The following is a 14,769-nucleotide window of genomic DNA, read 5'->3' on the forward strand; positions in this document are numbered from 1 at the left end:
CTGAAGCGGTCAGTCCAGCACAACGCCCCGGCACTCACCGAAGCCAATCGAGATGTGCCCTTCGCGATGACAACGGGCACGCAGAAACACCTCGTCGCCACTTTGCAGGAACATGCGCACTTCGCCATTGGGTAATGTGACCGGTTGTTTGCCGCCTGCGGTCATCTCCAGCAGGCTGCCGTACTGACCTTCCTGGGGGCCGGACAACGTACCGGTGCCGAGCAGGTCACCCGGCTGCAATTTGCAGCCGTTAACGCTGTGATGCGCAACCATCTGCGCCACTGTCCAGTACATGTTCAGCGAGTTGCTCAGACCCAGCCTGTGAGGCGCCAGGCCGTCGGCTTTCATCTGTGCAGTCCGCAATAGCACTTCCAGCTCGATATCCAGCGCCCCGCCCTGCTGATCGTGGTCATCGAGCAGATACGACAGCGGTTGCGGATCGCCGTCCGGACGTGGCGGTTGGGCACGACGAAACGGTTCAAGCGCTTCGGCAGTCACCACCCAGGGCGAAATCGTCGTGGCAAAACTCTTGGACAGAAACGGTCCCAACGGCTGGTATTCCCATGCCTGTATGTCACGCGCCGACCAATCGTTGAGCAGGCAGAACCCGGCAATATGCTCGGCGGCCCGATCGATCCCGATGGACTCGCCCTGGGCATTCCCCGGCCCGATCCAGACCCCCAGTTCCAGTTCGTAATCCAGGCGTTGGCAGGGACCGAAAGCAGGAGCGTTCTGACCTGCCGCCAGGGTTTGTCCGCTGGGGCGCCGCACAGCCGTACCCGAGGGACACAAGGTCGACGCTCTGCCGTGATAGCCGATCGGCACGTATTTGTAGTTGGGCAGCAGCGGGTTGTCCGGGCGGAACAGCTTGCCGACATTCAGCGCGTGATGAATACCGACGTAGAAGTCCGAGTAATCACCCACCCGAGCGGGCATGTGCAACGTGCACTCACTCATCGGCAACAACAAACCGGCAACGCCCTGCAGCCTGTCGCGCTGCGGGCTGTCTTCATCGAGCAACTGCAACAAGGCGGCGCGCAATGCCTGGCGGGCAGCGGCACCCAGTGCAAGAAAATCATTGAGCTGGTCGCGGCTGGCAACCTCGGCAACATCGGCGGCCGGTCCCTGAAACACCCCGGCCTCTGTTGCTGCGCGCAGATCGAAAATCCTGTCGCCTATGGCCACTCCGCCACGCGGGCAGGTCTGGCCATGGCTGAACACGCCCAACGGCAGGTTCTGCAGCGGGAAATCGGCATGCCCGTTGGCAGATTCGACCCAGCTACGACGATTGAGCGCGGTAGTCATCAGCGTGGCTCCTGGGTGAACGTCCTGGCCATATCCTTCCAGCAGGCATCGTAATCGGTTTGCAGTTGCGGACAGTCGAGCGCGTGACGACTGGGGCGCAATACCTTGCCGGTTTCGAACATGAAGGCCATGGTGTTGTCGATCCTGTGCGGTTTCAGCTCGGCAGCAATGGCCTTTTCGGCGGTGACATTATCCGGGCCGTGCGCACTCATGCAGTTGTGCAGCGAAGCGCCACCGGGCATGAAGCCTTCGGCCTTGGCGTCGTACGCGCCGTCGATCAGGCCCATGAATTCGTTCATCAGGTTGCGGTGGAACCACGGCGGACGGAAGGTGTTTTCCGCCACCATCCAGCGCGGCGGGAAGATCACGAAATCGATATTAGCCTGGCCATGAATAGCCCCCGGTGAGGTCAGCACGGTGAAAATCGATGGGTCCGGGTGATCGTAGCTGACCGTACCGATCGTGTTGAAACGCCGCAGGTCGTACTTGTACGGAACGTTGTTGCCGTGCCAGCCCACCACGTCAAAGGGTGAGTGCTCCAGTTGCGTCGACCACAGCTCACCGAGGAACTTCTGCACCAGTTGCATCGGCTGGCGACTGTCTTCAAACCAGGCAACCGGGGTCAGAAAATCACGTGAGTTGGCCAGCCCGTTGCTGCCGATCGGGCCCAGTTCCGGGAGGCGCAAGGCGCAGCCGTGATTCTCGCAGAGGTAACCACGGGCGCTGCTGTCGAGCAGGTGCACGCTGAACTTCAAACCTCGCGGCAAGACGGCGATTTCCAGGGGTTCGATGTCCAGCAAGCCCAGTTCGGTGACGATTCTGAGTCGGCCCTGCTGCGGCACCACCAGCCATTCGCCATCCGCGCTAAAGAACGCTCGCTGCATGGAGGTGTTGGCGGTGTACAGGTAAACGCTGACACCCTCGGCCTGCTCTGCCGCCGAGGTGCTGGCGAGGGGGATGAGACCGTCGATGAAATCGGTCGGTGCCGCGGGGATATCGAAGGCATTCCAGCGCAACCGGTTGGGGTTGATCGGCCCCGGCTCCTGACCGGCCATCTGCCGATCCATGCGCTGGTAACGCGGATGGGCTGCCGACGGCTTGATCCGATACAGCCAGGTACGTCGGGCTTCGCTGCGCGCGACGGTGAAAGCGGTACCCGAGAACTGCTCGGCATACAGACCCAGAGGATGCTTTTGCGGCGAATTCTGGCCAACGGGCAGCGCGCCGGGCAGCGCCTCGCTGCTGAACTGGTTGCCAAAGCCCGACTGATAAATCAATGCGTCGGATCTGGAGTGGATAGCCATCTGGACCTCTTGTTGTCATGGGGTCGGGCAGAGACAGGACGAAACATTATTTTACGTAAAGCGATTACGCATAACGTAATTTGAGTTTGCCAGCCGGTCAAGCTATAAAGCTGCCTTTCCCGATCGGCGCACAGCACCCCCATGACCCAGGAAACCGAAAGCCCCGCAGGCGGACGCCAGCAGAAGGTCCAGGCCGCTGAAGTCGGGCTGGGCGTGCTCAAGGCACTTGCCGAACTCGCCCCTGCCACGTCCCTTTCGAGACTGGCCGAACACCTGGGCATGCCCGCCAGCAAGGTTCATCGTTATCTGCAGGCGCTGATTGCCAGTGGCTTTGCCGAACAGGATGCTGTCAACAATCACTACGGGCTGGGGCGCGAGGCGTTGCAGGTGGGGCTGGCCTCGCTCGGCAAGCTGGATGTCCTCAAGGTGTCGGCCCCCTGGCTGGCCAGCTTGCGCGACGAGTTGAATCAGACCTGCTTTCTGGCGGTATGGGGCAACAAGGGGCCGACCGTGGTGTATGTCGAACCCTCGATGGGTGCGGTGACGCTGGTCACGCAGATCGGCTCGGTGCTGCCGCTGCTTGGCTCGTCCACCGGCCTGGTGTTCGACAGTTTTCTGAACGACCGCGAAACCGCTGCGCTTCGCGAGCAGGAAGTGCCGTTGCTGAGCGCCGCACAGTTGCGTGAGGTCGAGCAGCATGTCGAGCAGATTCGTACCGCCGGCGTGCACCAGATTCAGGGCTTGCTGATGCCGGGTATCAATGCAGCCTCCTCACCGCTGTTCGCCATGGGTGACAAGCTGGTGGGCGTGATCACCGTGGTAGGGCCGGGATCGGTGTTGAACGACGCGACACAGGATCTGGCGGCCACGCGGCTTTTGCAAACGGCGGTGGCGATCAGCGAGCGCATGGGCGGTAGCCGTCCGTCAGACTGAATCAGGGGGAAGCGCTGGATACCCTGGCAAAATGGCTATCTGCTTGCCACCCTTGAATCAAGCGACCTTCGACGCGGTTACGCCCTTTGGTTTTGGCCAGGTAAAGAAGTCGATCCGCTTCCTTCAGCGCAGCGGTGTGCGCATCCTTCTTCTCTGCTGCGTTGATCGCCACCACGCCCGAGCTGATGCTCAGCCTGCCCAGCGGGCTGGACGAGTGCTCTATACAACTGGCTTCAATGGATGATCTGATTTTTTCCGCAAGTTTCAGCGCCCCTGCCAGGTCGGTTTCAGGCAACAGAATGACAAACTCTTCGCCGCCGTAACGTGCAGCCATATCCCCAGACCGGTCGAGGCTGTTGCCAATCAGCCCCGCTACTTGCCTCAGGCAGTCGTCACCCTGCAGATGGCCGTAGGTGTCGTTGTATTGTTTGAACCAGTCGATATCCAGCAAAATAATTGCGATGGTTGCATCATTCCGGCTAGCCCGCCCCCACTCCTGCTGCAAGGCCGTATCGAAGCAGCGTCGATTGGCCAGGTGCGTCAGGCTGTCCGTGTGAGCGATGATCTCCAGGTCGTTCCTGGCAATGTTCAGTTCCCCCTCCGCAGTGATCAACTGCTGGATTTGCCGATACAGCAGGACGCCCAGAAAAACCAGCGCCAGGATAATGATGCCGGTGATGGTCATGGAGCGCTGTGCATAGGCCCACCAGGGCGCGAACACATGCTGACTGGAGATACCGGCAGCGGCGACGATGGGCAATCCTGACACACGCCGATAGGCATAGATCCTTTCCACCCCATCCACCACGGAGTTGATCACTGCGGTACCGCTGTCGCTGTACGGCAGATAGCGAGTGAAGATATCGCCCTTGGCCACATTGGTGGTCATCAGTGCGGTTAATGTGGGCCTACGCGCCAGCAGGTCGCCATTGTTCAGAGCGAGGAAGATCACGCCCTTGTCGTCTACATCCATGCGCTGGAAAAACGCCTGGAAATAAGTCACCGGCACCGTGGCCAGGGCAACGCCTGCAAAACTGCCATCCGCCGCATTGATACGCCGACTGACCGGGATGATCATGTCCCCCGTATTGCGGCTTTCGACAATGGAACCTATATGAATGGACGGGTCAGGGTTGTCGCGGTGATAAATGAAGTAGGCGCGGTCTTCGTTGTTTCTGGTCTGCACGCCCTTGGCAAAGGAATTGGCGACCCAGTTGCCCTGGGCATCGTAGATGAACAGCCCCTGAAGCCCTTTGACGTTTACCAGGTCTTGAGCCATCAGCCTGGTCAAGCGGCTTTGCTGCTCGCCTGCGGCGCCATCCTGCTCAACACGCTCGGCAAGGTCTCGCAGCGTGTTGTCAGCCTGTTGCAGGGTGTCCTGAGCCTGTTGCTCAGCAGCAAGCACGATATTGGACACCGCAATCCTCGCGGTGGCCAAGCGCTCGAGCTTGGACTGGTTCATCTGCCAGGCGGTGGCCATGATCAACGATAGACAGACCAGGGCAATGAAGCCGATCAACGCTTTGCTGAGCGCCGAAGGTGTAAGCCTCGTCGAAATAAAGGAAAGCGGCTTCATAGGATTGTCATCAAATTGGCAGTGAAACCTTCTATGCAGTTTCCATACCTTTGCGACACTTAACCTGAACGTCTTGTTGCATCAGGTAACGCTGGCCTTAGTTGGATCGATGCCCGCCTGGCTAGTTGCTCAAGAAGTTGTTACAGGTATCCGGTTTTTTGACGATACAGCTTCTGAGCTGTCCGAAAACAGCTGCCGATACGCTACTGTGAGAGGTGCTCCAATGCCAATGTATCGAACGTTGTTTTTCCGGCGTGGCGCAGGCGCGTGTTGGCAGGGTGCTTTCAACGGTGCCGGCACAGCGGCGTTGCCCATCGATCGCTGCGTGTTTCAGGCCCGATCAGCTTATAGCGATGGCCTCAAATGAACACTTACCCGGTCGGCGATGATGACGAAGAACGTATTCGTATCTTGAATGCCTTTTCGTTGATGGATACCCCACCTGAGCACGAATACGATCAGATCGTGCAAATGGCATCGCGGATTTTCGATGTGCCCATTGTGCTGATTTCTCTGGTTCATCGAGACCGGCAATTCTTCAAGGCGCGCGTTGGCCTCGATGTCTGCGAAACGGGCCGCGACGTCTCATTCTGCAATTTTGCGCTCATGGGCCGTAACGTTTTTCTGGTGCCTGATGCATTGCAGGATGAGCGGTTCAGCTCAAACGCCTTGGTAGTCGGCGCTCCCCATATTCGCTTTTATGCCGGGGCGCCGCTGATAACCGCCAGCGGTCATGTGCTGGGCAGCCTGTGCCTGATCGACAATAAACCCAGGGAGACTTTCTCGGAGCGAGATCAGCGGGTTCTTCAGGACCTGGCAGTCATGGTCATCGAAAGAATGGAGTTGCGTCGGCTCGAACTGGAGAATGAAGACAGCCACACCCGCTTCATGAATATCACCTCGACTTCACCCGACGCGATCATCTGCTCGGACAGCAAAAACCGGATCATCTCATGGAACAATTCGGCCGAGCTCATTTTCGGGCATCGATCCGAGGACGCCATGGGAAAGCCTCTCGACATCATTATTCCGCCCGAAATGCGCTCCAGGCACCATGCCGGTCTGTCGAGGGTGGCTGCAGGCGGTCCGGCCTCCATCATCGGAAAATCCATCAACCTGACGGCCATCCATCGCGACGGTCATACCATCCCCATCGAGCTCTCGCTCTCACAATGGACGTCTGCCGGCGAGCCACAATTCGGAGCGATCATTCGTGACATCACCCAGCGTGTCGAGGCGGACAAATTACTCAAGCATGCGGCCGAATACGATCACCTGACCGGGCTTGCCAATCGATCGACGCTCAAGAGGCGGATCAAGGAGGCGTGCGATGCTCAGCTTTCAGCAGCCATCCTGCTGATCGATCTGGACGGTTTCAAGGACGTCAACGACACGTTGGGCCACGCTGCGGGTGATTTTGTGCTCAAGGTGACCTCTCACCGTCTTCGCGAACACGTACCGGCCTGCCATATGGTCTCGCGTCTGGGCGGCGATGAATTTGTCGTGTTCCTGTCCGAAACGGCAGACCCCGACAAGGCGATCAAGCTGGGCCTGGAGCTCATCGCGGTCATCGAGGAGCCGATAGAGTTTGAAGACAATTCAATCTATATCGGCGCCAGCATCGGCGTCTCCGTAAGGTGTGGCTCCGACTACGACGAGGAGCAAATGCTCGGTAATGCGGACCTGGCGCTCTACCAGGCCAAGTCTGACGGACGCTCCCTGGTTCGCACCTTCACCTCCGAGCATCGACAGACCGCGTCCAGAAGAGGCGCGCTCAGCTCATCGATGCGTCAGGCGTGGGCCAACAAAGAGTTCGAGCTGTACTACCAACCTCAGGTACGACTTGCGGATGGTCGTATCACCGGAGCCGAAGCCCTTATACGCTGGAACCATCCGACACTGGGTGTCGTGTCCCCTGCGGTTTTTCTACCGGCACTGGAAGCCGGTCTTCTTGCGGTGCCGGTGGGCGAATGGATACTGCGTTCAGCCTGTGAGCAGGCAGCGCAATGGCGAAATACCGGCTGCGAGGAATTCCGCATCGGCGTCAACCTGTTCGCCGCGCAGTTTCGCATGCGGGACTTTGCCGAAATGGTTGAAAGCGCGCTTGAAGATTTTTCCTTGCCGGCACACTCACTCGAACTGGAGATCACGGAAAACATCATCCTGCGAAACGAACAACGCATTATGGAACCGCTGCGCCACCTTCGCTCATTGGGTGTGGGCATCGCATTCGATGATTTCGGTACCGGCTATGCGTCCCTGAGCCTGCTCAAAGACTATCCGGTGACACGACTGAAGATCGACCGCTCATTCGTGAGTGGCGTGGAGCGCAGCAAAAAAGACGAAGTCATCGTCGAGGCCGTCGTCAGGCTGGCAAACGGCTTCAATCTTCAGGTCACGGCAGAAGGCATAGAAACCCGTGAGCAGGAAAGTCTGATGCGCCATTATGTGTGCGACGAAGGCCAGGGCTATCTGTATGGTCGCCCCATGCCGGCGCATGAATTCACCAAGCGTTATATCTCTTCTCACAATTGGCACGCTGACGTGCTCAAGCACAACTGACTCAGAACGAGCCTGGGCAGGCTCGTCTGATCGCGCAATATGGACGCCTCTGGTGATCACTCAGTCCGGCGTCAGTACACCACGCTGGATCTGGTCGCGTTCGATGGATTCGAACAGTGCCTTGAAGTTGCCCTCGCCAAACCCGTCATCGCCCTTGCGCTGAATGAATTCGAAAAATACCGGGCCCATCAGCGTTGCGGAGAATATCTGCAACAGCAAACGACGCTCGCCGCCTTCGGAAGAACCATCGAGCAGAATCCCGCGTGACTTGAGCTCGGCCTCCGGCTCACCGTGGTCGGGCAGGCGGCCTTGCAGCATCTCGTAGTAGGTATCCGGCGGCGCAGTCATGAAGCGCATGCCGGTGGCTTTCAGCGCGTCCCAGGTCTTGATCAGGTCATCGGTAAAGAAGGCTACATGCTGAATGCCTTCGCCATTGAACTGCATCAGGAACTCTTCGATCTGCCCCGCGCCCTTGGACGATTCCTCGTTGAGCGGAATGCGGATCATGCCGTCCGGGGCGGTCATGGCTTTGGAGGTCAGGCCGGTGTATTCGCCCTTGATGTCGAAGTAACGCAGCTCGCGGAAATTGAACAGCTTTTCATAGAAACCGGCCCAATACGCCATGCGCCCGCGGTACACGTTGTGGGTCAGGTGGTCGATGAATTTCAGACCGGCACCGACCGGGTGGCGGTCAACGCCCTCGATGAAGTTGAAATCGATGTCGTAGATCGACGTGCCCTCGCCGAAGCGATCAATCAGGTAAAGCGGCGCGCCACCGATGCCCTTGATTGCGGGCAGGCGCAACTCCATGGGCCCGGTAGCGATTTCCAGCGGTTGGGCGCCCAGTTCAAGCGCCCGGCTATAGGCCTTCTGCGCATCTTTCACGCGGAACGCCATGCCGCACACCGAAGGACCATGCTCGGCGGCAAAGTACGATGCCAGGCTGTGCGGCTCGTTGTTGAGAATCAGGTTGATCGCGCCCTGACGATACAGGGACACGTCCTTGGAGCGGTGGGTCGCGACTTTGGTGAAGCCCATCATCTGAAACACGGGCTCAAGGCTATTGGGCGTCGGTGATGCGAATTCGATGAATTCAAAGCCCATCAGGCCCATTGGATTTTCGTAAAGATCAGCCATGACTGGCTCCTTGCAGGAAAGTGAGAGTGGGTAACCCTGGCAATCACTGTCCTGCGGGCGGCGCACACGGAATCCCTCGCACGCTGCGTGCGAGAAAATCACCGAATATCAGTTGCAGACCAAGAATCTTCATGAGGGCAGCCTACTCCGGCTTGTCCGATTGTGCATCAGGGTGTGCCTGGTAAAAGACCGAGGGCTGCCGGGCCAGATGCTCGACCCGCTGAATACGCACGAATGCAGTCAGGTCGACGCGGTAACGATGCGCTGCGTACAACAGGGGTAGCAGGTAAATAGCCGCATGGATGCGGTGTTTTTATTTTCGTAACCCTATTACGTAATGCGTAAATTGCGTGATCGGACCCTCGCTGTCAACTCAAGCCTCGCAGCGAATGAGCTAGGATGCATTAACCCGACAATAACAACCCAGGGTGGCTTGATGAACATTCTGTACGACGAACGCATCGACGGCGTGCTGCCTGCCGTCGACAAGCAGCAACTGTTGCAGGCGCTGCAACAGCAGTTGCCCGACCTGGACATCCTGCATCGCCCCGAAGAGCTGCGGCCTTATGAGTGCGACGGGTTGTCAGCCTATCGCACCACACCGATGCTGGTGGCGTTGCCGCGTCATGTGGAAGAAGTCCAGACGCTGCTCAGGCTGTGCCACGCACGGCGCGTACCGGTGGTCGCTCGTGGGGCGGGCACCGGGCTGTCGGGTGGCGCGCTGCCGCTGGAAAAAGGCGTGCTGCTGGTCATGGCGCGCTTCAATCAGATCCTCGGGATCGACCCTTCGGCGCGCCTGGCGCGGGTTCAGCCCGGCGTGCGCAACCTGGCCATTTCCCAGGCGGCAGCGCCCCACGGCCTGTATTACGCGCCAGACCCGTCCTCGCAAATCGCCTGCTCCATCGGCGGCAATGTGGCGGAAAATGCCGGCGGCGTGCACTGCCTCAAGTACGGGCTGACCGTGCATAACCTGCTCAAGGTCGAGATCCTGACGGTGGAAGGCGAGCCCATGACGCTGGGCAGCGACACGCTGGACTCGCCGGGCTTCGACCTGCTGGCACTGTTCACCGGCTCCGAAGGCATGCTCGGCGTCATTACCGAAGTCACCGTCAAGCTGTTGCCCAGACCGCAAGTGGCCAAAGTACTGCTGGCAGCGTTCGATTCCGTGGAAAAGGCCGGACGTGCAGTGGCCGATATCATTGCGGCGGGCATCATCCCCGGCGGGCTGGAGATGATGGACAATCTGGCGATTCGTGCCGCCGAGGATTTCATTCACGCAGGCTACCCGGTCGATGCCGAAGCCATCCTGCTCTGCGAACTGGACGGCGTCGAAGCCGATGTGCACGCTGACTGCGAACGGGTCAGCGAGGTCTTGACACTGGCGGGCGCCACCGACGTGCGCCAGGCGAAAGACGAGGCCGAACGGGTCCGCTTCTGGGCCGGGCGCAAAAACGCTTTCCCGGCCGTGGGTCGCCTGTCGCCGGATTACTACTGCATGGACGGGACCATCCCGCGCCGTGAGCTGCCGGGCGTATTGCGCAGCATCAGGGAGTTATCCGGGCAATACGGCTTGCGTGTCGCCAACGTGTTTCATGCCGGTGACGGCAACATGCACCCGCTGATCCTGTTCGACGCCAATCAACCGGGTGAGCTGGAGCGCGCCGAGGCACTGGGCGGCAAAATCCTCGAGCTGTGCGTCAAGGTCGGCGGCAGCATCACTGGCGAACACGGTGTCGGTCGCGAGAAGATCAATCAGATGTGCGCCCAGTTCAATAGCGACGAACTGACCTTCTTCCATGCCATCAAGGCGGCATTCGACGCCAGCGGCCTGCTCAACCCTGGCAAGAACATCCCGACCCTGCACCGTTGCGCGGAATTTGGTGCCATGCACATCCACGCCGGGCAATTGCCGTTCCCCGACCTGGAGCGCTTCTGATGAGCACGATGGACAACGATGTCAGCCAGGCACTGCTCGAGCGGGTCGAACAGGCGCTGCGCGACAACACGCCGTTACGTCTTCAGGGCGGCAACAGCAAGGCTTCTCTCGGTCGTGAAACCGCTGGCGAAGTACTCGATACGCGCGAGCACCGTGGCATCGTCACTTATGACCCGACAGAGCTGGTGATTACTGCGCGCGCCGGCACGCCATTGAGCGAGCTGATGCAGACACTGGACGCCGCAGGCCAGATGCTGCCTTGCGAACCGCCAGACTTTGGCGCTGCGACGCTCGGCGGTATGGTCGCTGCGGGGCTTTCGGGACCGCGCCGCCCGTGGAGCGGGGCGGTGCGTGATTTCGTGCTGGGCACACGGGTCATCACCGGTCTTGGCAAGCACCTGCGTTTCGGCGGAGAAGTCATGAAGAACGTCGCAGGCTACGACGTTTCGCGCCTGATGGCAGGCAGTTTCGGCTGCCTGGGGCTGCTGACCGAGGTGTCGCTCAAAGTGCTGCCAAAACCACGTCTGTGCAGCAGTATCGCGCTGGAAATGGACAGCACGCTGGCCCTGGCGCGCCTTGCCGAGTGGGGTCAGCAACCGATACCGATCAGCGCAGCCAGCCACGATGGCCACGTACTACGCCTGCGCCTGGAAGGTGGTGAAGGTTCAGTGGCAGCAGCCCGGGACCGGCTCGGCGGCGAGCTGCTCGATGCCGCCTACTGGCAGCAGTTGAATGCGCATCGCCTGCCCTTCTTCGATGACCCGCGGCCCCTGTGGCGGCTCTGTGTGCCTGCCGACAGCCGCCTGCCGGGCGAGCAATTGATCGACTGGGGTGGCGCGCAACGCTGGCTCAAGTCGGACGCGGACGGACAAACCATTAGAGCGATCACCATGGCGGTTGACGGCCATGCGACCTGCTACAGCCAGGGCGTCGTCGACAGCCCCTTCGAGCCGTTGGCCGCACCTGTGCTGCGCTACCATCAGGCACTCAAGACCCGACTCGACCCGCAGGGGATTTTCAACCCCGGCCGACTGTACGCGGAGCTTTGAAACATGCAGACCACATTAAGTGAACACGCCAGAACCCTGCCGCGCGCCGAAGAAGCCGAACGTATCCTGCGCAGTTGTGTGCATTGCGGTTTCTGCAACGCCACCTGTCCGACCTATCAATTGCTGGGGGATGAGCTGGACGGTCCACGCGGCAGGATCTACCTGATCAAGCAGGTGCTAGAAGGTCAGCCGGTCACCGAGAAAACCCGTCTGCATCTGGACCGCTGCCTGAGCTGTCGCAACTGCGAAACCACCTGCCCGTCCGGCGTGGATTACCACAACCTGCTGGACATCGGCCGCGCGGCGGTTGAAGACCTGGCCCCGCGGCCAATCGCCGAACGCATGCTGCGTGAAGGCTTGCGTCGGGTCATCCCCCACCCCGGACTGTTCAGATCCCTGACCGGCATGGGCCTGAAGTTCAGGCCATTGCTGCCACAGACCCTGGCCAGCAAGCTGCCGACGACGGTACACCCTGCCGGCCTTCGCCCGCACACCGGTCATGCGCGCCAGGTGCTGCTGCTGGAAGGTTGCGTTCAGCCGGGCCTGTCGCCCAACACCAACAGCGCCACGGCGCGGGTGCTGGATCGTCTGGGCATCGGCATTATGGCGGTCAGCCAGGCGGGTTGCTGCGGCGCCGTGGATTATCACCTCAACGCACAGCAGGCCGGGCTGGACCGGGCGCGGCGCAACATCGATGCGTGGTGGCCTGCGCTACAGGGCGGTGCTGAAAGCCTGATCCAGACGGCCAGTGGCTGCGGAGCCTTCGTCAAGGACTACGGCCACCTGCTGCGCCATGATCCAGGCTACGCCGACAAGGCCGAGCAGATCAGCGCGCGAACAAAGGATCTGGTCGAACTGCTGCGCGACGAGCCCCTGGAAACCCTCGGCATAAAGGCCGAGACGCGCCTGGCGTTTCACTGCCCGTGTACGCTGCAACACGCGCAAAAACTCGGCGGCGAAGTCGAGCGCGTCCTGACTCGTCTAGGCTTCAATCTGACCACAGTGGCGGACGGTCATTTATGCTGCGGCTCTGCAGGCACCTACTCCATCACCCAGCCTGCCATCGCCCGCCAGTTGCGCGACAACCGCATGAACGCGCTGGAGAGCGGCAAGCCGCAGGTCATCGCCACCGCCAATATCGGTTGTCAGACCCATCTGGCCAGCGCCGGCCGAACGCCCGTGCGGCACTGGATCGAACTGATCGACGCGGCACTTGGCACGCCTGAATCACACTGAACCCTATTCAATAATCACTGCTCCGGAGAACCCCATGAAGATCAAAGCCGTCCTGACCCAGACCGAAGTCAGCCTGATGCTCGGCACCGCACGCGAAGAGGCGCAGGCCAATGGCTGGGCCGTGTCCATCGCCGTCGTTGATGACGGCGGCCATTTGCTGGCATTCGAGAGACTGGACGACGCCGCCGCCATCAGCAGCTACATCGCGATTGAAAAGGCGCGCACCTCGGCACTCGGCAAACGTGAATCCAAGGGGTACGAAGAGATGGTCAATGGCGGGCGCACTGCATTCCTGAGTGCTCCGCTGCTGACGTCGCTGGAAGGCGGTGTGCCGGTCATCGTCGACGGCCAGGTCATCGGTGCGCTGGGGGTTTCAGGCGTGAAGGCCGAACAGGATGCTCAGATCGCCAGGGCCGGTGTCGCAGCGCTTGACGCCGACTGACCGGTCGACCCGGCTGATACCACGCAAGCCAGGCCACTGCTGGAGTCTTTATAGCCGGTAGATCGAAATCCAGCTCATGTCCGGATGGGAGGAGTAGATATACGTGCCGGTCTTGTTGAGGACCGCGCCACCTACTGACGGAAAGTAAGCGATGCAGGTGGCGATCCCCTTCACCGTGTCGATCCGGTAGACATCGTAATTACAGGTATAGATCGCGTACACATAGCGGTCATCCGGCGTCACTCCGATGACTTTCACCGGGTAGCCCTGCGTGCCGATCCTTTCCCGATAGAAGGTTTTATTGGTCGCGGCATCGATGATGTAAACCTCGTCGATGCCGCCGACATACAGCCAGGCGCCATCGGAACTGAAGGCCATCGAACGCGGGTCGGAAAACCCGGGGATGTCATGTTGCAGGTAATCGACCTTGCTGATCGCAAGAACATCGGTAGGCGCGGTCCGGTCAACCAGCATGGTCGCGTAAAACCTGTCGTTCAACGGGCTGATCCCGAGGGCCAGCGACGCGTTGGTCAGGGCGCCCAGATCGAACTCGTTTTCGACCGTGTAATTCTCGGTCTCGATCAGGCGAATCAGCCCGCCGAGCGCGTTCTGAAAGGAAAGGCAGATAAAACGGCCATCGGCACTGCACAGGATCCTGTTGACGTTGGCTGCCGGAAGTATCCTGATCACTTCGCGCATGCGCGTATCGACCACGTAGCACCTTTTCTGGCCGATGGTGTAAAGCCTCTTGCCATCGGGACTCAGGGTAATCGCGCCCGCCCCTGCCCGCTTGATGGCCCCCGTCACGCTGGCGCTGGCGATGTCGACCACACTGACTTCCCGGCCGCTTTCATGAGCGACATACAACGTGGTTTCATCGGGGCTGATAGCGATCTCTGCGGGTACAAAGCCCAGCGGGATAATGCCGGTCAACCACGCGATGTCCAGGGGGACACCTGAACCGACGGGGTCGACGATATGCGTCAAGGCTCTAACGTTCTGAGATGCTTTTTTTTGCATTTCTCTCACCTTTCAATAGGTCTTGTAAGACCGCCAGAACGGGGAATAGATAAGAAGATATATCCCCGTCATCCAACGATGCGGCCAAGACACTTATGCCGCTCCGAGCCAAAAACGTAAGGTCATTGAATACTCAACACGGGGGGATGGGTACTGTCAGAAATAACAGTCGAAATGGGCCGCAACCGCTCGAATGAGGGTATCCCCGACAGTGCAGGACAGCACGGTCGGGCACTCCAGCCCGGAGGCATCGAGCCCGCAGAGCGCCC

General features: G+C 60.1%; 11 protein-coding genes and 1 pseudogene. 6 read left to right on the plus strand and 6 right to left on the minus strand.

The features are described from left to right. Positions 1-9 precede the first annotated feature (9 nt). Both fahA and hmgA read right to left on the minus strand, forming a co-directional pair. Complete coding sequence (gene fahA, locus AC54XV_RS17085) at positions 10-1,305, minus strand: fumarylacetoacetase (RefSeq protein ID WP_024661117.1); 1,296 nt, start codon at positions 1,303-1,305, stop codon at positions 10-12. Next, positions 1,305-2,609 carry a homogentisate 1,2-dioxygenase gene (hmgA, locus tag AC54XV_RS17090; protein ID WP_003403762.1) on the minus strand — a complete coding sequence of 435 codons (1,305 nt, stop codon included), beginning with the start codon at positions 2,607-2,609 and terminating at the stop codon, positions 1,305-1,307. The genes fahA and hmgA overlap by 1 nt, the downstream gene beginning before the upstream one ends. Positions 2,610-2,750: 141 nt before the next feature. Here hmgA and AC54XV_RS17095 point away from each other — a divergent pair, with 141 nt between their 5' ends. After that, positions 2,751-3,542 carry an IclR family transcriptional regulator gene (locus AC54XV_RS17095; protein ID WP_058398938.1) on the plus strand — a complete coding sequence of 264 codons (792 nt, stop codon included), beginning with the start codon at positions 2,751-2,753 and terminating at the stop codon, positions 3,540-3,542. Between the two features lies 1 nt (position 3,543). Here the strand turns inward: AC54XV_RS17095 and AC54XV_RS17100 are convergent, their stop codons facing one another. Next, the gene (locus tag AC54XV_RS17100; protein ID WP_058398937.1) at positions 3,544-5,118 is read right to left on the minus strand and encodes a sensor domain-containing diguanylate cyclase; all 1,575 of its coding nucleotides are present in this window, start codon (positions 5,116-5,118) and stop codon (positions 3,544-3,546) included. A gap of 363 nt (positions 5,119-5,481) precedes the next feature. Between AC54XV_RS17100 and AC54XV_RS17105 the strand changes: the two genes are divergently transcribed. Next, entirely contained in the window at positions 5,482-7,680 is a 2,199-nt protein-coding gene (locus AC54XV_RS17105) for a putative bifunctional diguanylate cyclase/phosphodiesterase (RefSeq protein ID WP_496717111.1), read from the plus strand. Positions 7,681-7,740: 60 nt separating this feature from the next. On the opposite strand, the gene hppD is transcribed toward AC54XV_RS17105, so the two are convergent. Together hppD and AC54XV_RS17115 are read right to left on the minus strand one after the other, a co-directional pair. Beyond that, positions 7,741-8,817: a 4-hydroxyphenylpyruvate dioxygenase gene (gene hppD / locus AC54XV_RS17110; protein ID WP_010438666.1), complete on the minus strand. Its 1,077-nt coding sequence runs from the start codon at positions 8,815-8,817 to the stop codon at positions 7,741-7,743. 142 nt (positions 8,818-8,959) lie between these two features. Beyond that, a pseudogene (locus tag AC54XV_RS17115) lies at positions 8,960-9,115 on the minus strand (glutathione S-transferase family protein); the annotation flags it as partial. Positions 9,116-9,253: 138 nt separating this feature from the next. Here AC54XV_RS17115 and glcD point away from each other — a divergent pair. The 4 genes from glcD to AC54XV_RS17135 are packed head-to-tail and all read left to right on the plus strand — an operon-like array spanning position 9,254 to position 13,480. After that, positions 9,254-10,753 (plus strand): glycolate oxidase subunit GlcD, encoded by a 1,500-nt coding sequence (gene glcD / locus AC54XV_RS17120; protein WP_003403770.1) that lies wholly within the window; start codon positions 9,254-9,256, stop codon positions 10,751-10,753. Beyond that, entirely contained in the window at positions 10,753-11,802 is a 1,050-nt protein-coding gene (gene glcE / locus AC54XV_RS17125) for a glycolate oxidase subunit GlcE (protein WP_058398934.1), read from the plus strand. The genes glcD and glcE overlap by 1 nt, the downstream gene beginning before the upstream one ends. Before the next feature lie 3 nt (positions 11,803-11,805). Further along, complete coding sequence (gene glcF / locus AC54XV_RS17130; RefSeq protein ID WP_011268367.1) at positions 11,806-13,038, plus strand: glycolate oxidase subunit GlcF; 1,233 nt, start codon at positions 11,806-11,808, stop codon at positions 13,036-13,038. 34 nt (positions 13,039-13,072) lie between these two features. Beyond that, entirely contained in the window at positions 13,073-13,480 is a 408-nt protein-coding gene (locus tag AC54XV_RS17135) for a heme-binding protein (protein ID WP_011268368.1), read from the plus strand. 48 nt (positions 13,481-13,528) lie between these two features. Here AC54XV_RS17135 and AC54XV_RS17140 read toward each other — a convergent pair whose 3' ends face one another. Next, positions 13,529-14,500 carry a beta-propeller fold lactonase family protein gene (locus AC54XV_RS17140; RefSeq protein ID WP_024638673.1) on the minus strand — a complete coding sequence of 324 codons (972 nt, stop codon included), beginning with the start codon at positions 14,498-14,500 and terminating at the stop codon, positions 13,529-13,531. Between the last annotated feature and the right edge of the window lie 269 nt (positions 14,501-14,769).

The sequence above is a fragment of the Pseudomonas fragariae (ex Marin et al. 2024) genome, from assembly GCF_059621105.1.